The sequence below is a fragment of the Faecalibacterium sp. OF04-11AC genome (genome assembly GCF_003460645.1).
Classification (GTDB): Bacteria; Bacillota; Clostridia; order Oscillospirales; family Ruminococcaceae; genus Faecalibacterium; species Faecalibacterium prausnitzii_I.
This window is the reverse complement of the sequence record NZ_QTVP01000013.1, coordinates 40,031-57,604: the sequence shown is the minus strand read 5'-3', so window position 1 is coordinate 57,604 and position 17,574 is coordinate 40,031. Positions and strand designations below refer to the sequence as shown.

Here is a 17,574-nt window from a genome sequence, read left to right as displayed (position 1 = left end):
AAAGGAGCAAGCAGGATGGGACGTGCTCTGATCGTCAGCGCCGGCGCAAGCTCCAACGAGTATCTGTGCGCCCGCCTGACGGAGTTGGGATATACCCGGCCCCTCATCGTGCCCAGCGGGGCGGAAGCCCGACGGCGGATGCTGGAATCGGACTTTGAGCTGATCGTCGTCAACGCGCCCCTGCCCGATGAGTTTGGCCACGACCTGTGCGCCACCGCGGTGGAAAAGACCGACGCAGGCGTGGTATTCCTCGTCAAAGCGGCGGCTGCCGAGCAGCTGCTGACCCCCATGAGCGAGCAGGGCGTGCTGCTGGTGTGCAAACCGTTTTCCAACACCCTGTTTCTGCAGGCCATCCACATGGCCGCGGCCAGCAACCACCGGCTGCAGGTGCTGCGGCAGGAGAATGCCCGGATGCAGGAAAAGCTGCAGCAGGTGCGTCTGGTCAGCCGGGCCAAGTGCTGCCTCATCGCGGAGCGTGGAATGAGCGAGGCCGAGGCACACCGCTACATTGAAAAGAATGCCATGGATACCCGGCGGGACCGGGCCGAGATCGCGCAGGAAATCCTTGATTCCTATGACCCATCGGGTGTATAATTCTGTGTTGTATGTTTTTGAGTGGGTGCGGGCTTTACGCAACGCGCACCCCTCCACCGGGAAAGTGAACCATATCAAACGTCCATTAGAGGAGGATATTTTATGGCAGAAAAACAGACCAAGTTTATTTTTGTCACCGGCGGCGTCGTCTCCGGCCTTGGCAAGGGCATTACGGCCGCTTCGCTGGGCCGCCTGCTCAAGTGCCGCGGCCTGAAAGTGGCCAGCCAGAAGCTGGACCCCTATGTCAACGTGGACCCGGGCACCATGAGCCCCCTGCAGCACGGCGAAGTCTTCGTCACCGATGACGGCACCGAGACCGACCTGGATCTGGGCCACTACGAGCGCTTCATTGACGAGAACCTGAACAAATACTCCAACCTGACCACCGGCAAGGTGTACTGGAACGTGCTGAACAAGGAGCGCCAGGGTGCCTACCTGGGCCAGACTGTTCAAATCATCCCCCACATCACCAACGAGATCAAGAGCTATATCTACAATCTGGCTTCTTCCACCGAGGCCGATGTGGTCATTACCGAGATCGGCGGTACCACCGGCGATATCGAGAGCCAGCCGTTCCTGGAGGCCATCCGCCAGGTAGGCCTGGAGCAGGGCCGGGACAACTGCTGCTACATCCATGTGGTGCTGGTGCCCTATATCTCCGGCTCCGATGAGTACAAATCCAAGCCGGCCCAGCACTCCGTCAAGGAGCTGCAGGGCATGGGCGTCAACCCGGACATCATCATCCTGCGGGCCGATGGCAACGTGGGCGGCGAGATCCGCCGCAAGATCAGCACGTTCTGCAACGTCAAGCCTGAGTGCGTCATCGAGAACCTGACCATGCCCAGCCTGTACCAGTGCCCGCTGATGCTCCACACCAACGGCCTGGACGACGTGGTGGTGGACAAGCTCAAGCTGGATGTTCCCCCTGCCGACCTGACCGAGTGGAAGCAGGTGGTCTCCCGCATTGCCACCCGCAGCAAGACCTGTACCATCGCGCTGGTGGGCAAGTACGTCAAACTGCACGACGCTTACCTCTCCGTGATGGAAAGCCTCTACCACGCCGGCTTTGAGAACGACAGCCAGGTGGAGATCCGCTGGGTGGAGAGTGAGGACCTGACCGACCAGGCCGCCTGCAAGGAAGCCTTTGCCGACGTGGACGGCATCATCGTGCCCGGCGGCTTTGGCGACCGCGGCATCGAGGGCATGATCCAGGCCGCCCAGTATGCCCGGGAGAACAACGTGCCCTACTTTGGCATCTGCCTGGGCATGCAGATCATGGTGATGGAATTTGCCCGCCATGTGCTGGGCTATGCCGACGCCAACTCCAGCGAGTTCACCCCGGACGGCAAACACAATGTCATCGCCTGATGGCCGACCAGAAAGGTAACATCCCCAAGGGCGGCACCATGCGGTTGGGCAAGTACCCCTGCAAGGTCCTGCCCGGCACCAAGATGGCTGAGTGCTACGGCGAGAGCGAGATCTGGGAGCGCCACCGTCACCGCTATGAGTTCAACAACGACTTCCGGGAGGAGATGCAGGCCAAGGGTCTGGTCATTTCCGGCACCAGCCCGGACGGCCACCTGGTGGAGACCGTGGAGCTGCCCGGCCGTGACTTCCATCTGGGTGCTCAGTTCCACCCCGAGTTCAAGAGTCGCCCCAACCGCGCTCACCCGCTGTTCAAAGCATTCATTGCTGCTGCCCTCAAGTTCCGTGCTTCTGAGCAGCGCAGCATGATCCACATCTGATCCTTTTCGTATAGAACGAGCAAAGCCCGCTGTGAAATTTCACACAGCGGGCTTTGTTTTACGTAAGATTCAAATTACTTCTTCTTTGCGGAAGCCTTTTTGGCGGAAGCAGCCTTGCGGGCAGCGCGGCTGGTCTTCTTGGCCGCGGGCTTCTTGGCGGGTGCCTTGACCGCGGGAGCAGCAGGCTTTTCCTCTGCCTTGGGAGCCTCCGCGGCGGGTTCTGCCTTCCCCTCAGCCTCAGCGGGCTTCTCCCCGGTCTTGGCCTCTTCCTTGACCTCGGGCTTCTCCTCCACAGCGGGAGCGGCCACAGGCTCAGCAGCCTTTTCCTCTACCACAGGAGCAGTCTCGGTCTTCACCGGCTCGGCAGCGGGAGCAGCCTCCACGGCGGGCTCTGCTTTCTTCACGGCGCGCTTTGCACGGTCCTTGACCTCTTCAATGGTCCACAGCTGGTCCTCGCCCGCGGTCTCCTGCCAGATCTGCAGGACAGCGCCATCGGCAGTGCCCATGCCCACGGTATCAATGCACTTGCCGCCGGCCCAGGAGGAGCGGAGACGGACGGTGCCCTGCGGGGTGTGCTCCATGGTCCACATCTGGGAGGTGCCGCCCACATCTTCCCACAGGTGCAGCCAGGTGCCGTTGGCGGTGCCGGTCATCATCAGGTCAATGAGCTTGCCATTGGCACGGTTGCGGATACGGTAAACGCCGTCCCCCACCCGGATGAATGCCCACTCCTGCTCGGGCTTGTGGTCATACTTGCCCAGGCGGATGTCACCGCCGTCCTTTGCGTTCTCCACAGCCTGGATCACGCTGCCAGTCTTGGCAGCAATGGTATAAAAACGATCCGCCTCAATGACGGTCTGTGCAACAGATTTCATTGCAATTCCCTCCGTAAGGTATTCATTTTGTCCAAATTCCTTGGCTCTTCTTTGTTAAATTATACCACCAGCCGTGATTTTTCACAAGCAATTCGCCATTTGTTTAGCAGTTTTAACAAAATGTGTCCGTTTTTTGCGAATTTTGACATCCCAATAGAGAACTTTCCGCCCGTTTCTCATCAAAATTTTCTCTCACCCACCATTCCAGTCCGCTATGGTTTTCGCCCTCGACAATTTTTCTTTTCCGCGCTATACTAGGGATCGGTCCGATTTCCGCCGCTCTTTGGCATTGCAAGGGCGGCTTTTCCATGCCGGAATGGCAGTTTGCACCGAAAGGAGTTTTGCCCATGCCCGCCAATGACCTCAGCCATCAGCAGTACCATAAAATGACCGAGACGCCCATCCCCGGACTGATCCTGAGCCTTGCCGCCCCCACCATCCTGAGTATGCTCATCACCAGCATCTACAACCTGGCCGATACGTTTTTTGTCGGCCAGCTTTCCACCAGCGCTTCGGGCGCGGTGGGCATCGTTTCCAGCCTGATGGCCATTATCCAGGCGCTGGGCTTCATGTTCGGCCACGGGGCCGGCGGCATCATCAGCCGCAGCCTGGGCAACCAGGATACCCACGCGGCCACCAAATTTGCCTCCACCAGCTTTTTCACGGCCATGGCGGTGGGTGCCGTGCTGGCCATGGGCGCCTTGCCACCCTGCCCCGCTTTATGATGCTGCTGGGCAGCACGGACACCATCCTGCCCCACGCCAGTGCCTACGCCCGGCCCATCCTGTTTGCGGCCCCGCTGATGATGTCCAGCCTTGTGATGAACAACATCCTGCGGTATGAGGGCAAGGCCAGCTTTGCCATGATCGGCCTTGTGACGGGCGGCGTGCTCAACATCGTGCTGGACCCGCTCTTCATCTTTGTGTTCAGGATGGGCACCGGCGGCGCGGGCCTCGCCACGGCACTGAGCCAGTGCATCAGCTTCTTCATCCTGCTCTCCATGTTCCTGCGGGGCAAAACGGTCAGCCAGTTCCGCGTCACGGAGATCACCCGCGCGCCTCGCGACTACCTGCTCATCTTTACCAACGGTGCCCCCAGCTTTGGCCGTCAGGGCCTGAACAGCATTGGCGGTATGCTGCTGAACATTGCCGCCCGCGAGTACGGCGACGCCGCCGTGGCGGGCATGAGCATCATCTCCCGCATCTTCCTGTTCATCCTGTCCGTCGCCATCGGCGTGGGCCAGGGCCTGCAGCCCGTGGCCGCGTTCAACTATGGTGCCAAAAAGTACCGCCGGGTACGGCAGGCCGCTATTTTCACGATCTTTGCGGCGTTCTGCTTTGTCTGCGTGCTCAATGTAGTCTGCTGGTGTAACAGCGAGACCCTGATCCACCTCTTCCGCGATGACCCGGAGGTGCTGGCCGTGGCCCTGCCCGCGTTCCGTTACCAGTGTCTGGCCATGTTTTTACAGCCCGTCATCGTGGTGACCAACATGATGTTCCAGAGCATCGGCAAATCCGGCCGGGCCACGTTCCTGGCCTGCTGCCGGCAGGGTGTCTGTTTCATCCCGCTCATCCTCACCCTGCCCCACCTGCTGGGCCTGCCGGGCATTGAGATGTGCCAGCCCATTGCCGACACGCTCACCTTTTTCATTTCGGTGCCGTTCCTGCTGCCGTTCCTCCACAAGCTGAACCAGATGGAAGAAGCCTGAGCTCCCCGTTGTCACCAAACTGTAACCAGACCCGGACGTTCCAATGCAATTGAACGGCCGGGTCTTTCGTATTATAATCAAATGGGAAAGTCAAATTTTAGGAGGAATCGCCCATGAAGACCACGCTGTTTCGCTTTGGCCGCACCGCCGCCTGCCTGACGCTGGCGGTTGCCCTGCTCACCGGCTGTTCCCTGCTGCCGGCGGCATCCCCCCGGAAAGACCCGATTCCCGTAGAACAGCCCAGCGACGCTTCCGCCGCTCTCGACGACGGCAAGCTGCGGATCCTGTATGATTCCAACGGCTCCACCGTCCTCTGCGGCAGCAAAGTCCTCCATGAGGGCCGGGGCGATGAGACCGTCGCACTGGTGTACGACCCTGCGGAGAGCGATATCCCCTATTACTGGGTGGCCTGGTCCGACAACAGCTCCCCCTCCGGCCGCCGCAGCGCCCTCTACGATAAGACCGGAGCCGAAGTGCTCACCTTTGAACAGGATCACAGCGTCACCCTCTCCGGAAATTATCTGGTGCTCAACCAGACCGACGCACTGGAATTTTCCTGCGATCATGCTGTCCAGCCCGGGGACTGCCAGGTCATCGACCTGACCACCCGGCAGGAGATCCCGTCTCCGGACACCGCCTACCAGTGCGTCGTCTCCAACGATCTGTTCGCCTTTACCTGCTATGAACGGCCCGAGACGCTGGCCGACGGTGAGTACGACGAGGACATGTACCAGCATGTGCGGATGGTGCTGCAGGACCGGGAGGGCAATCCCCTGCGGGAGGAGGACCGCTGCACGGCCACCAGCCTTTCCACCCAGAACAATACCAGCGGCATCTCCAGCGACTGGATCTTACTGGATTTCTACACGGATGGTTACCTCTCCCAGTCCTCCACCCTTTCCAACACGGTAACGGGGGAAGAGCTGGACGGCTTTGACCAGGTGTGCGGCAACGGCGCCGCCAGCTTCCGGACGGAAGACGGCCAGTACCAGCTCATCGACCTGGCCAGCACCGAACAGAGCGAAGTCCTTGCCACCTTTGACCGCTCCGTCCTCTACTATGCTCCCGGGGCAGTGGTCTGCTGGAATGCTGGCAACGACTACCGCTACCAGTTCCACGACCTGACCACCGGGGAGATGAAACCCGTTTATAACGTGGACGCCGACGACAAGACCCTGGCCGTCTACGCCACCGACGGGACGCTCCGGGTCTACGACCGCGCCACCGGCGCCATCCTCACCGATGTGAACGTGGACTCGGTCGAGAATCAGGATTCGGCCCAGGTGTGGGCTGTGGGGGAGGACTACGCGCTGGTGATGCTCTATCCGGCAGGAGACCATAGCAAGCCCACCATCCGGCTCTATGACGCACAGGGCCTTGTACGGCAGCTTGCTATTTCCGCCTCCACGCCGGATGGCTATTACTACTTTGCGCCCCTCACCACCACAGACGGCCACGCCTATTTCCGCTACGGCTATGCAGGCCCCAACGGAAAGACCCTCTATGACGTACTGGACGAGAACGGGAACGCCGTCCTCAAAGGGCTGGCCCTCTGCTACAACTATTATGGCGGCAACGGCCTCAATGACCTGCCCGCAGGCGCTTTCATGGCCCGAAAGGGCTTCTATTACGGCTGGATGACCCCAGACGGCCAGTGGCTCTACTGCCGCAGCATCTTTGCTTCCAGCACGGACGAACACGGCTATGGCGATCTGATCTGAACACAGGAGGTTTTGACCATGAAACAAACTGATCTTTCCCGCCGCGCTTTTCTGCTGGGGCTGGGCGCGGTTTCCTCAGCCGCCCTGCTCTCGGCCTGCAACACGAATGCCCCCGTCAACTCCGGGCCCACTCCCTCTCAGCCTGAGAGCGAACCCGCTGCCAGCCCGGATGCTTCCAGTGAAGTGACCCGTGAGCCCATCCTTACAGCCGACGAGTTTCCCATGACCGACGGCAGCACGGCCTGCATCCCCCTCATTGCGCAGATCATGGCGGACACCACGGGCATGGATCTGGAAACGGCCCAGAGCTGCGTGAGCACCAACACCACGGCCTGGGCCTGGCGGAACCTGAGCCTTTACGGCGGCAATGAGGGTGATTCCACCAAGCTCATCATCGCCTACGAGGCCCCGGAATCCGTCAAGGAGGAAATGGCCGCGGAGGGCGGCCCGCTGGACCAGAAAGCCATTGGCCGGGACGCGCTGGTGTTCATCGTCAACGAAGAAAATCCCGTCCAGAGCCTCTCCCAGCAGCAGCTCCGGGACATTTATGCCGGGAAGATCACCAACTGGAAAGACGTCGGCGGCGCGGACCTGCCCATCGTGGCATTCCAGCGGCGGGAAGATTCCGGCAGCCAGACCCTGTTCCAGAAGCTGCTCATCCAGGGCGGGGAGCTGATGGACGCCCCCACCGAGCTGGCCCCTACGGAGATGGGCGGGCTGGTGGACAGCATTGCCGAATACAACAACACCGCCAATGCCATTGGCTTCTCGGTGTATTATTACATCGACCAGATGTACTCCCAGCCCGGCCTGCGGCTGCTGGCTGTGGACGGCGTGACCCCCTCCAACGAGACCATCGCCGACCAGAGCTACCCGCTCTGCAATGAGTTCTATGCCGCGGTCCGGCAGGATTCCGGTGCGGACACGCCGGAACGCAAAATCTACGACTGGCTCTCCACCGACGCAGGCCGTGCCTGCATCGAGAAATCGGGCTATGTGGCCGTGCAGGATTGAAATTTTCCCTCCACTCCCTTTCACGCTCCCCCGCCGGGGGAGCTTTTTTGTGTTCCATAGCACATTTTCATCGCTGGAATTTTCCTCAAAGAATTGACGCAGTTGACATTCTTTGCTAAAATATAGAAAATAAAGTTGACATTTTTCCCCGATTTTGTCCACTGCACTTGAATCCAAATCCGAAAGAGAGGTCCCTGCCATGTCCAACGATTTCCACAACACCACCCATGTCGAAAGCCGAAGCCGCGCGGAGCTGCGCAATTTCATCATCCAGTCCTCCACCCTGCTCGAGATCTCCCTCTCCGGCCTGGTGCTCATCGGCCTGCTCATCAGCATCGTGCCCCTCATCCAGTGGATGCCCGGCCTGTTCATCGACGGCAACGATGTAGAGATCCGCACCTTTCTGGAGCGGGCACTCGACATCGTCATCGGCATCGAGTTCATCAAGATGCTGGCCAAGCACAGCCCCGGCTCCAGCCTGGAGGTGCTGCTGTACGCCATCGCCCGCCATATGGTCATCGGCCACGAATCCGCCTTTGAAAACCTGCTGAGCGTGGCTGCCATCGCCTGATCTTCGTCGTACGCAAGTTCTTCTTTGTACCGGCCTTTGGTGCCCACCTGCCCGACGGCAACCCGGCCCCCGACCTTTCCCCCAACCAGAGCGGCATCCCGGCTTCAGAGTTCAAAGAGCGGCTGCGCAAGCGCCTCCACGCCGAGGATGTTGTCCCCGAGACCGAAGAGGACGATTTTGTCGATGCCGCTGAAGAGGACGAGTTCCTGCCGGAATCCACCTGAACCCTGAATCAAGACCCAAAAACACCCCCGCAGGCATTGCAAACGCTGCCTGCGGGGGTGTTTCATCGTATGCTGAGATTTATTTCTGATGCTTTTTGCCAAAGCGGTATTCTTTGCCTTCCCGGATGCGCTTGATGTTGGAGCGGTGCATGTAGATGACCAGAATACTCATGATGAGGGCACCCACAAAGCAGACCGCCATATCACCCGCGGCCAGGCCCCGGTAGTAGCTGTAAATGAGGGTCAGTACCGGGTAGAGCGCTGCCATGGTGATGCTGCCCAGCGAGACCATCCCCGTGGGGAGCAGGCAGGCCAGGAAGATCAGGAACAGGAACGGGATGAGGATGGGTTGGATGGCCAGAATGGCACCACCTGCCACCAGCACGCCCTTGCCGCCCTTGAAGCCGAAATACAGCGGCTTCAGATGGCCAATGGTAGCCAGGATGGCCGCCAGGTAAACGCCCAGGTAGGGCGAGACCGCCCCGCCTGCCGGGAGATACCCGAACAGCCAGCGGCCGATGCAGACGGCCAGCGCGCCCTTGAGCACATCGCCAAAGGCGGTGAGGGCCGCTGCCTTTTTGCCAAAGGTGCGCAGCATGTTGGTCATACCGGCGGCACCGCTGCCATAGTTGCGGACATCGTCATGATAGAGGTATTTGCTGACCAGAATGCCCGTGTCAATGCTGCCCAGCAGGTAGGCCTCGGCGGCCGTTGCCAGAACGATCAGAAGCGTCATCATCAGACAGTCCCTCCCTGTTTATACATCCTTGGCGCGGACTTCGCCCGCACCGCGTTCCCGGATCACCAGCCGGATGGGCGTGTGGTCCAGACCAAAACTTTCGCGGATCTGGTTGATGAGGTACCGCTGATAGCTGAAGTGGAAGAGGTACTTTGCGTTGACGAAAGCCACGAACGTCGGGGGACGGGTGGAAGCCTGGGTCAGGTAGAAGATCTTCAGGCGGCGGCCCTTGTCGCTGGGGGGCTGCATCCGGGCGGTAGCCCGGGCCAGCATCTCGTTCAGCACACCGGTGGGCACGCGGGCGCCGTTCTGGGCGTCCACATCCCGGATGAGCTGCATCAGCTTATTGACGTTATAACCCGTCTGTGCCGAGATAAAGATGATGGGAGCATAGCCCATAAAGCTGAAGCACTCGGCGTAACCCTTGCGCTGGAGCTCCATGGTGTTGGTCTCCTTCCCCTCCACGGCGTCCCACTTGTTGACAACGATGATGCAGGCCTTGCCCTGATCGTGGGCATAGCCTGCCACCTTGCTGTCCTGCTCGGTGAAGCCGACGGTGGCATCCACCAGGATCAGGGCCACACGGCTCCGCTCCACAGCGGCCAGAGCGCGGACGACCATGTACCGCTCCAGACCATCGGTGATATTGCTGCGCTTGCGCAGGCCTGCGGTATCGGTGAAGATGAACTTACCGTAGGCGTTGTCCACCGGGGTATCAATGGCGTCGCGGGTGGTGCCGGCCTCGTTGGCCACGATCATCCGGTTCTCACCCAGGATGCGGTTGGTCAGGCTGGATTTGCCCACGTTGGGGCGGCCGATGATGGCCACCGGGATGCGGTCCTCTTCAATGACCGTCTCACTGAAATCCAGGTGGGCGCAGACGGCGTCCAGCAGGTCGCCCGTGCCGTGACCGTGCACCGACGAAATGGGCATGACCTCGTCAAAGCCCAGGTTATAGAACTCGTACAGCTCCATGGGGGCCTCGCCCACGTTGTCGCACTTGTTGACCGCCAGAATGACCGGCTTATGGCTGCGGCGCAGCATGTGGGCCACATCCTCGTCCGCCGCGGTCAGGCCGTTGCGGACATCCACCACCATGATGATGCAGTCGGCGGTGTCAATGGCGATCTGGGCCTGCTCCCGCATGTGGGCCAGGATGCCTCGGTGGCCTTGGGCTCAATACCGCCCGTGTCCACCAGCATGAACTCGTGGCCGTTCCACTCGCAGTTGGCAAAAATGCGGTCGCGGGTAATGCCCGGGGTATCCTCCACGATGGCCAGGCGCTGGCCGCAGAGTTTGTTGAACAGGGTAGACTTGCCCACGTTGGGGCGGCCCACCACCGCTACGATCGGTTTGCTCATGTGGTTCCTCCTTTTCTTCTTCTCGAAATATGCAGGCCGCTGCGCAGCAGAGCTTTGGCCTCCTCGCCGCCGGACGTGGGCAGCACTTCTACCTTGACGCCCATCCGCTGAGCGAGTTGCGCAACGGTCATATCGTCGAGGAACGTATCTTTTTCTTCCCGCAGCATCACGGCGGGCACGCCCAGCGTCCCGCTGGTCAGCTTGCCCTCACACTGGTTGATGATATCCGTGGCCGTGACAAGACCTGCCACACCCACGTTGCCGCCGAAGAATTTGTTCTGGATCGGGTGCACCGTGACCTCGATCATGGGGTACTGGCGGTGCAGCTCGGCCATCATCCGCTGGATGAGGGGGGCCGCCATGGTTCCCGTGACCACATCCAGCTGTTTGGTGCCGTAAACGCGGTGGGGCTTGTCCAGCTCGGCCATAAATTCATCTTCAAACAGGCGCATCATGCCCACACCGTTTTCCAGCTGGTCAAAGTCCTCATAGAACTCGGTGGGCGGGATGCGGCGGCCCGCTTTCAGGTACCACTCATCGCTGGGGTAGATGATCCGCTTGCCGTGGCGGCGCTTGCACTCATCGCCAAACTCTTCCATGATGTCGATGACCTCGGCGCTGCTGGCCGCATCGTAGGGGGTCTGCTTGAAGAGGTTCTGGCGGTAATCGGTAATGCCGCAGGGCACCGCCGCAATGCTCTGCACCATGGGAGTCAGCTCCAGCAGGTCGGCCAGGGTGCGGCGCAGCTCGTCGCCATCGTTGATGCCACGGCAGAGCACCAGCTGGCAGTTGACCGCGATGCCGCCCTCCACCAGCCGGGGCAGGTACTTGAGCACCTCTCCGCCCCGCTTATTGGCCAGCATCCGCACCCGGAGCTGGGGGTTTGTGGTGTGGACCGAGATGTTGATGGGCGAAATGTGCATCTTGATGATGCGGTCGATCTCATGGTCCTGCATGTTGGTCATGGTGATGTAGTTGCCAAACAGGAATGAAAGGCGCTCATCATCGTCCTTAAAATAAAGGCTCTCCCGCATCCCCGGAGGGAGCTGGTCAATGAAGCAGAACATGCAGTGGTTGGAGCAGGAATGCTTCTGGTCGCCCAGATAGGTGGAAAAATCGCAGCCAAAGGGGCCGCGCTCGGCGCGCTGGACGTCCCACTCCCGGATGCCGTCCGCCACCCTTGCTTTCAGGTGAAAGCTTTTGCTGTCGGTATAAAAATCATAGTCCAGCGTGTCGTTCAGCTCGTTCTGATCCACGGCCAGCAGCTCGTCGCCGGGCAAAAGGCCCAGTGCTTCGGCTTCACTGCCCGCTTCCACACGCTCGATCTTGATTGCCATGCTCTCACCTCCCAGAAACAGCAAGAAGGGGAAGGCATTGCGCCCTCCCCTTCTGTACATAACACCAATGTGCCACCAATTCTGCGCAAATTAGCCCTTCTTGATGACTTCCTCGCCCTTGTAGTAACCGCAGTTGCCACATGCCTGGTGGGGGAGCTTCAGAGAGCCACAGTTGCTGCACTTGACCAGTGCAGGGGCCTCCAGCTTCCAAACATTGCTGCGACGCTTGTCGCGGCGGGCCTTGGAAAGATGTCTCTTAGGTACTGCCATATTTTTGCACCTCCTTGATGGGTTTCTCAGTTCAGCAGTGATTTGAGGATCGCTAGCCTTGCGTCTGCGGGAGCGGCTTCATCTTCTGCCGGGGGGCAGGTACATTCCGCCATCTTTTTCCCGCACCGGGGACACAATCCCGGGCAGTCGGGGCTGCAGAGCAGCACCGTTGGGATCTGGAACAGGAACTCCTGGCAAAGCCACTCATCCACATCCAGATGACCTTTTTCATTGAGCGGCAGATCGAAATCCGGGTCGTCCAGATCCCGCTCCTTTACCGTCCACTCCGCTTCAACTGTCTCTTCCCTCTCAACAGGGTCCAGACAGCGGGCGCACTCGCCGTGCACCAATGCTTTTGCCCGCAGTGTCATCCGGACCTCTTCTCCATCCGTCTCAGCGTCAAAACACGCCGTGACCGGTTGGCTGATCCTTGCACCGGCAAAATCCTTTGCAGACAAATCACAGGGAAACTCCGCATGGTAGGGTCTTGCGCCGGTTGCGATAAACTTTCTCAGGTCAAATTGCATAGTACACCTCATAAAAGGCTGCTTTGTTAGTATAGCGCCAAAGTAAACCTTTGTCAACACCAAAACAGGCAGAAAACCGAAAAAATTTTATTTCTCCGGTTTCCTGCCCGATTGGATTAGTTCAGAATCAGAATGCCAGAAGCCTTACAGGTACTTCTTGACGTCGTGCGGCAGAGCTGCCTCGTCCGCGCTGACGGTGACAGTGACCTTGACGGTATCGCCGGCAATGGCTGCCATCTCATCCAGCACAACGCCCAGACGGTTGATATCGTGGTTGAGCACCTTGAGGATGCCGTCGATGTACAGGTCGGTGATGTCATAGTTGCTTGCCAGCAGGCCGGCCACAAAGCCGTACAGCATCTCGCCGCCGGAGACCTTGTACTCGTCCAGGTCGATCAGACGAGCAGCGGGAGCGATGTCGTAGGTCAGCTTCATGCCTTTTTCCACGACGACGACGTTGCCCTTGGAGGTCTTGACCGAATCATTGATCTGGTCGATCATAGCCTTGGTCTTACCGGAGCCCTTAGCGCCAACAATCAGTTTAATCATAGTTCTGTCCTCCTGTATTTTCCACGCCTTGCGGCGGGAGATCATTTTTTAGTCCTTTGCCCTTACTTGAGCTTTGCTTCCAGCTCAGCGGTCAGGTTCTCGTAACCGGGTTTGCCCAGCAGTGCAAACATGTTCTTCTTGTAGCTCTCAACGCCCGGCTGGTTGAACGGGTTGACGCTGAGCAGGTAGCCGCTGCAGGCACATGCACGCCAGAAGAAGTAGATCATGTAGCCGACATTGTAGGCGCTGAGGTCATCCACCTCGAGCACGACCTCGGGCACGCCGCCGTCGGTATGTGCCAGGATGGTGCCTTCCATGGCCTTGCGGTTGACCACGCTCATGTTCTGGTTGGCCAGGAAGTTCAGGCCATCAAAGTTGCCTTCCAGCGGCTCAATGAACAGATCCTGTGCAGGCTTCTTGACATCCACGATGGTCTCAAACATGGTGCGGGAGCCTTCCTGGATGAACTGGCCCATGGAGTGCAGGTCGGTGGAGAAGATGCAGCTTGCGGGGAACAGGCCCTTGTTGTCCTTGCCCTCGCTCTCGCCGAACAGCTGCTTATACCACTCGTTCATCAGGGTGAAGTTGGGCTCGTAGCACTCGAGGATCTCCACGCTCTTGCCCTTGCGGTACAGGATGTTGCGGATGGCAGCATACTTGTAAGCGTCGTTGTCCGGGCTCAGGACGGAGAAGCGCTCCATGGCATCGGCAGCGCCTTTCATCAGGTCGTCGATGCTGATACCGGCAGCCGCGATGGGCAGCAGGCCGACCGCGGAGAGGACGGAGTAGCGGCCGCCGACATCATCGGGGACCACGAACGTGGGCCAGCCCTGCGCGTCGGCCAGCTGCTTGAGGGTGCCCTTGGCACGGTCAGTGGTCGCATAAATGCGCTTGTTGGCCTCTTCCACGCCCATCTCATCTTCCAGCAGCTTGCGCAGCACGCGGAATGCCAGGCTGGTCTCGGTGGTGGTGCCGGACTTGGAAATGACATTGATGGAGAAGCGCTTGCCCTTGCACAGCGCGATGATATCATTCAGATAAGTGGGGCTGATGCTGTTGCCGCAGAAGTAGATTTTGAGGCCGCTGTCCAGCTCATTGTGGAACTGGCCCTTGACGGCTTCGACCACAGCGCGGGCACCCAGATAGCTGCCGCCGATGCCAGCGACGACCAGCACGTCGGAATCCTCACGGATCTTGGCGGCTGCTTCCTTGATGCGGGCGAACTCGTCCTTATCGTACTCACGGGGCAGATACATCCAGCCCAGGAAATCGTTGCCGGGGCCGTTCTTGGCTTCCAGCATCTTGTGGGCGGCTTCCACCTGCGGGTAGATGGCCTGATACTCTTCTTCCTTAATAAAGGAGGAAAGGTGTTTCGTGTTCAGTGCGAGACTCATATTTTATCAAAACCTCCAGACATTTTTGGGGCACTTGCCCTGCGAGGGTTTTTCTTGGTATAAGTGTACCGTTCCCATCGGGCAAAGTCAAGGCCAAAATCCTTGGATTTCATACAATTTTAATAGTGTTGTTTTGTATGCTCTTACATCTTTTGTTCAGGCGGACAAGGCTTTTGTTGCGTGAACAAACCGCTTTTGGGCGGTCCTGTGTCCGTTTTGGTCAGGACACGCCGGTCAGGCTCTCCCACAGCAGGTGCAGCGCGTCCGGCAGGGTCAGTTTTGCGGCATCGACGGCGGCGCGGACTTCATACTCACTCAACAGGTTTTCGCCCTGATAAACGCTTACTTTGCCCACGGCCTGCCCCCGTTCCACCGGGGCTTCCAGGGTCTCGGGCAGGGTCAGCTCCCCGCGGAGGGCGGCCCCGGCCCCTTTTTCCAATAAGATCGTCTCGGGCAGGGCGCTGTAATCCAGCGGGACGCTCTCCTCGGCGCTGCCTTTGACCGCCAGCTGCAGCGGCTGGCTGGGCAGTGCGGGCAGCGGCGCGGCCTCATAGGCCCCAAAACCGTAGTCCAGAAGCGTCGTGGCGGCGTTGAAGCGGTCGGCGCTGCTGGGTGCCCCCAAAATAACGGCGATGAGCTTGAGCCCATCCCGGGTGGCGCTGGCCGAGATGCAGACCCCTGCCCCGCTGGTGGTGCCGGTCTTGAGCCCGGTGATGCCGCTGTACCGCTTGAGCAGCTTGTTGGTGTTGACGAGCTGGGTCTGCCCGTTGCGGAGGCTGTCCGTCCAGATGCCGGAGTAATGCAGCACCTCCGGGCAGTGGGTCAAAATCTCCCGGCTCATGATGGCCACATCCCGGGCGGTGGAGAGGTGGCCCTCCGTATCCAGCCCGCAGGCGTTGCGGAACGTGGTCTGCTCCATCCCCAGCTGGGCCGCCCGGGCGTTCATCTGCTCCACAAAAGCGGGCTCGCTGCCGCCCACCAGCTCGGCCACCGCCACGGCGGCGTCATTGGCGGAGGAAACGCAGATGGCCCGGAGCATCTCATCCAGCGTGAACTGCTCCCCCGGCTCCAGCCAGATCTGGCTGCCGCCCATGTGGTAGGCGTGTTCGCTCACCGGCACAAGGGTATCCAGCGTCAGCCTGCCTCCATGGATGGCCTCAAAGGTCAGCAGCAGGGTCATCACCTTTGTAATCGACGCGATGGGCATTTTCTCCTCGGCATTTTTCTCGTACAGCACCCGGCCGCTGTCCTGCTCGATCAGGATGGCGGCGCGGCAGTTGAGGGAGAGTGCCGGAGCCGCTGCCGCCGGGAGGGCAGGTTCCACCCACACGGCCTGCGCGGAGGCTGTTTTTGCCTCCCGCCGGGCCACAAGATGCAGCCCCATCCCCTGTGCCGTGCCAAAGGCCAGCGCAAACAGCCAGAAGCAGAGCACCGCCGCGCACAGCGCCGCAAAATTTCTCCGTTCCATTCTCGTACCTCCCCCGCGGTCTGTTTCGATTGCTCTGATTGCATTCTATGCAAAAAAAGAGCAGCAAATGCTCTTTCCCCGCCGGGAAAAATCTGCTATAATAGGATGGTTTATTTTGTTTTTCTGTGGAAAGGATACCTCGCATGAGAGTTTGTTTTTATACCCTTGGCTGCAAAGTCAATCTGAACGAGACCGGGGCGCTGGAACAGATGTTCCGCTCCGCCGGGTTCACCATCGTCCCGGAGGGGGAAGAGGCCGATGTGTTTGTGGTCAACAGCTGCACTGTGACCAATTCTGGCGACCAGAAGAGCCGCAAGTGGCTCCGCCGGGCCAAGCGGGAGAACCCCGGTGCCGTCACCGTGCTGACCGGCTGCTACCCCCAGGCGTTCCCCGAGGAGGCCGCCCGGTTTCTGGAGGCCGATCTGGTCTGCGGCAACGGCGACCGGAAAGCCATCCTTGAAAATGTCATGAAGCTGCTGGATGGCCATGAGCGGATCGTGGCCATTGCGCCCCACGCCCGGGGCGAGCGGTTTGAGGAGCTGCCCGTGGAGCGGTTTGAGACCCACACCCGCGCCTTTATCAAGGTGGAGGACGGCTGCAACCGCCAGTGCGCCTACTGCGTCATCCCCCGTGCCCGTGGCCCGGTGCGCAGCCGTGCCGAGGAGAGCATCCTGAACGAGCTGCACCAGCTGGCCGCAGCCGGATACCGCGAGGTGGTGCTCAGTGCCATCTCCCTGCCCAGCTACGGCCTGGACACCGGGACGAACCTGGTGGAGCTGGTGGAGCACTGCGCCCAGGTGGAGGGCATCGAGCGCATCCGTCTGGGCAGCCTGGACCCCGACATGCTCACGCCGGAGTACATCGCCCGGCTGGCCGCGGTGGACAAGCTCTGCCCGCAGTTCCACCTGAGCCTCCAGAGCGGCTGCACCGCCACCCTGCGCCGGATGCGCCGGGTGTACACCGCGGAGCAGTACGCGGAAGTGGTGGAAAATATCCGCTCTGCCTACGGCGACCGTCCCGTCAGCTTTACCACCGACTGCATCTGCGGCTTCCCCGGGGAGACCGAGGCCGACTTTGAGGAGAGCCGCGCGTTCCTGAAAAAGATCGGATTTTTGAAAGTACATGTCTTCCCCTACTCCCGCCGCAGCGGCACCCCGGCCTACGATTTCCCGGGCCAGATTCACGAACGGGACAAACAGGAGCGCAGCCGCGCCATGAACGCCGCCGCTGAAGCCATCCGCAAAGAGGTGCTGGCGGGCTATGAGGGCATGGAGGATGACGTGCTGCTGGAGACCCCTCTCTCCGAAACGCTCTTTACCGGCTATACCCGGCTGTATGTGCCGGTAGTGGTCTCCGCCCCGGGCCATGCCAGCGGCGAGATCGTCCGGGTCAGACTGGGCGCTTACGACGGAGAGCGGGTGCGGGCCGCGCTGGTCTGAGCGACGGTTTCCGCTCCGGCTGAGGTTTGGCAGATTGC

16 protein-coding genes and 2 pseudogenes are annotated in these 17,574 nt (G+C 60.2%); 8 read left to right on the top strand and 10 right to left on the bottom strand.

All coding sequences use genetic code 11. The features are described 5' to 3' along the window. The first annotated feature begins 15 nt into the window (after window positions 1-15). A complete protein-coding gene (locus DXA70_RS08135) occupies window positions 16-594 on the top strand; it encodes an ANTAR domain-containing protein (protein WP_022256046.1) in 579 nt (192 codons plus the stop codon). A gap of 102 nt (window positions 595-696) precedes the next feature. After that, a pseudogene (locus tag DXA70_RS08130) lies at window positions 697-2,339 on the top strand (CTP synthase). 74 nt (window positions 2,340-2,413) lie between these two features. Here DXA70_RS08130 and DXA70_RS08125 read toward each other — a convergent pair. Then, window positions 2,414-3,214: an RICIN domain-containing protein gene (locus tag DXA70_RS08125; protein ID WP_128118164.1), complete on the bottom strand. Its 801-nt coding sequence runs from the start codon at window positions 3,212-3,214 to the stop codon at window positions 2,414-2,416. A 347-nt stretch (window positions 3,215-3,561) separates the two neighbouring features. Between DXA70_RS08125 and DXA70_RS15435 the strand changes: the two genes are divergently transcribed. The 5 genes from DXA70_RS15435 (at window position 3,562) to DXA70_RS14430 (ending at window position 8,228) form a co-directional block, all read left to right on the top strand. Beyond that, a complete protein-coding gene (locus tag DXA70_RS15435) occupies window positions 3,562-3,939 on the top strand; it encodes an MATE family efflux transporter (RefSeq protein WP_347553525.1) in 378 nt (125 codons plus the stop codon). Beyond that, window positions 3,936-4,922 carry an MATE family efflux transporter gene (locus DXA70_RS08120; RefSeq protein ID WP_347553524.1) on the top strand — a complete coding sequence of 329 codons (987 nt, stop codon included), beginning with the start codon at window positions 3,936-3,938 and terminating at the stop codon, window positions 4,920-4,922. The genes DXA70_RS15435 and DXA70_RS08120 overlap by 4 nt, the downstream gene beginning before the upstream one ends. A gap of 113 nt (window positions 4,923-5,035) precedes the next feature. Then, window positions 5,036-6,643 carry a DUF5046 domain-containing protein gene (locus DXA70_RS08115; protein ID WP_128118163.1) on the top strand — a complete coding sequence of 536 codons (1,608 nt, stop codon included), beginning with the start codon at window positions 5,036-5,038 and terminating at the stop codon, window positions 6,641-6,643. An 18-nt stretch (window positions 6,644-6,661) separates the two neighbouring features. Beyond that, window positions 6,662-7,657: a substrate-binding domain-containing protein gene (locus tag DXA70_RS08110; protein ID WP_128118162.1), complete on the top strand. Its 996-nt coding sequence runs from the start codon at window positions 6,662-6,664 to the stop codon at window positions 7,655-7,657. A 199-nt stretch (window positions 7,658-7,856) separates the two neighbouring features. After that, window positions 7,857-8,228 (top strand): hypothetical protein, encoded by a 372-nt coding sequence (locus tag DXA70_RS14430; protein ID WP_243001239.1) that lies wholly within the window; start codon window positions 7,857-7,859, stop codon window positions 8,226-8,228. A 104-nt stretch (window positions 8,229-8,332) separates the two neighbouring features. Here DXA70_RS14430 and DXA70_RS14425 read toward each other — a convergent pair whose 3' ends face one another. The 9 genes and pseudogenes from DXA70_RS14425 to DXA70_RS08065 all read right to left on the bottom strand — a co-directional run bounded on the left by DXA70_RS14425 (window position 8,333) and on the right by DXA70_RS08065 (window position 16,097). Then, window positions 8,333-8,554 carry a hypothetical protein gene (locus DXA70_RS14425; protein ID WP_243001238.1) on the bottom strand — a complete coding sequence of 74 codons (222 nt, stop codon included), beginning with the start codon at window positions 8,552-8,554 and terminating at the stop codon, window positions 8,333-8,335. Then, window positions 8,532-9,191 (bottom strand): glycerol-3-phosphate 1-O-acyltransferase PlsY, encoded by a 660-nt coding sequence (plsY, locus tag DXA70_RS08100; protein ID WP_022256053.1) that lies wholly within the window; start codon window positions 9,189-9,191, stop codon window positions 8,532-8,534. The genes DXA70_RS14425 and plsY overlap by 23 nt, the downstream gene beginning before the upstream one ends. A gap of 18 nt (window positions 9,192-9,209) precedes the next feature. Continuing rightward, window positions 9,210-10,552 (bottom strand): annotated as a pseudogene (gene der, locus DXA70_RS08095) (ribosome biogenesis GTPase Der). Then, window positions 10,549-11,889 (bottom strand): DUF512 domain-containing protein, encoded by a 1,341-nt coding sequence (locus tag DXA70_RS08090; RefSeq protein WP_128118161.1) that lies wholly within the window; start codon window positions 11,887-11,889, stop codon window positions 10,549-10,551. The pseudogene der and the gene DXA70_RS08090 overlap by 4 nt, the downstream one beginning before the upstream one ends. A gap of 90 nt (window positions 11,890-11,979) precedes the next feature. Next, on the bottom strand, window positions 11,980-12,159 hold the full coding sequence (rpmF, locus tag DXA70_RS08085) for a 50S ribosomal protein L32 (protein WP_015563707.1): 180 nt from the start codon (window positions 12,157-12,159) through the stop codon (window positions 11,980-11,982). Window positions 12,160-12,185: 26 nt separating this feature from the next. Next, window positions 12,186-12,686 (bottom strand): YceD family protein, encoded by a 501-nt coding sequence (locus tag DXA70_RS08080; protein ID WP_022256056.1) that lies wholly within the window; start codon window positions 12,684-12,686, stop codon window positions 12,186-12,188. A 144-nt stretch (window positions 12,687-12,830) separates the two neighbouring features. Beyond that, window positions 12,831-13,235 (bottom strand): hypothetical protein, encoded by a 405-nt coding sequence (locus DXA70_RS08075; RefSeq protein ID WP_022256057.1) that lies wholly within the window; start codon window positions 13,233-13,235, stop codon window positions 12,831-12,833. A 62-nt stretch (window positions 13,236-13,297) separates the two neighbouring features. Further along, window positions 13,298-14,629, bottom strand: coding sequence for a glucose-6-phosphate isomerase (locus DXA70_RS08070; protein ID WP_128118160.1), 1,332 nt, complete (start codon window positions 14,627-14,629; stop codon window positions 13,298-13,300). Window positions 14,630-14,849: 220 nt separating this feature from the next. After that, window positions 14,850-16,097 (bottom strand): D-alanyl-D-alanine carboxypeptidase family protein, encoded by a 1,248-nt coding sequence (locus DXA70_RS08065; RefSeq protein WP_128118159.1) that lies wholly within the window; start codon window positions 16,095-16,097, stop codon window positions 14,850-14,852. Between the two features lie 143 nt (window positions 16,098-16,240). On the opposite strand from DXA70_RS08065, the gene mtaB reads away from it, so the two are divergent. Beyond that, window positions 16,241-17,536, top strand: coding sequence for a tRNA (N(6)-L-threonylcarbamoyladenosine(37)-C(2))-methylthiotransferase MtaB (gene mtaB / locus DXA70_RS08060; protein ID WP_128118158.1), 1,296 nt, complete (start codon window positions 16,241-16,243; stop codon window positions 17,534-17,536). The last annotated feature ends 38 nt before the right edge of the window (window positions 17,537-17,574 follow it).

Bases quoted from the DNA above. Each gene is read 5' to 3' on its own strand.
- DXA70_RS08135 (WP_022256046.1), top strand. From the start codon at position 16: ATGGGACGTGCTCTGATCGTCAGCGCCGGCGCAAGCTCCAACGAGTAT.
- DXA70_RS08125 (WP_128118164.1), bottom strand. From the start codon at position 3,214: ATGAAATCTGTTGCACAGACCGTCATTGAGGCGGATCGTTTTTATACC.
- DXA70_RS15435 (WP_347553525.1), top strand. From the start codon at position 3,562: ATGCCCGCCAATGACCTCAGCCATCAGCAGTACCATAAAATGACCGAG.
- DXA70_RS08120 (WP_347553524.1), top strand. From the start codon at position 3,936: ATGATGCTGCTGGGCAGCACGGACACCATCCTGCCCCACGCCAGTGCC.
- DXA70_RS08115 (WP_128118163.1), top strand. From the start codon at position 5,036: ATGAAGACCACGCTGTTTCGCTTTGGCCGCACCGCCGCCTGCCTGACG.
- DXA70_RS08110 (WP_128118162.1), top strand. From the start codon at position 6,662: ATGAAACAAACTGATCTTTCCCGCCGCGCTTTTCTGCTGGGGCTGGGC.
- DXA70_RS14430 (WP_243001239.1), top strand. From the start codon at position 7,857: ATGTCCAACGATTTCCACAACACCACCCATGTCGAAAGCCGAAGCCGC.
- plsY (WP_022256053.1), bottom strand. From the start codon at position 9,191: ATGATGACGCTTCTGATCGTTCTGGCAACGGCCGCCGAGGCCTACCTG.
- DXA70_RS08090 (WP_128118161.1), bottom strand. From the start codon at position 11,889: ATGGCAATCAAGATCGAGCGTGTGGAAGCGGGCAGTGAAGCCGAAGCA.
- rpmF (WP_015563707.1), bottom strand. From the start codon at position 12,159: ATGGCAGTACCTAAGAGACATCTTTCCAAGGCCCGCCGCGACAAGCGT.
- DXA70_RS08080 (WP_022256056.1), bottom strand. From the start codon at position 12,686: ATGCAATTTGACCTGAGAAAGTTTATCGCAACCGGCGCAAGACCCTAC.
- DXA70_RS08075 (WP_022256057.1), bottom strand. From the start codon at position 13,235: ATGATTAAACTGATTGTTGGCGCTAAGGGCTCCGGTAAGACCAAGGCT.
- DXA70_RS08070 (WP_128118160.1), bottom strand. From the start codon at position 14,629: ATGAGTCTCGCACTGAACACGAAACACCTTTCCTCCTTTATTAAGGAA.
- DXA70_RS08065 (WP_128118159.1), bottom strand. From the start codon at position 16,097: ATGGAACGGAGAAATTTTGCGGCGCTGTGCGCGGCGGTGCTCTGCTTC.
- mtaB (WP_128118158.1), top strand. From the start codon at position 16,241: ATGAGAGTTTGTTTTTATACCCTTGGCTGCAAAGTCAATCTGAACGAG.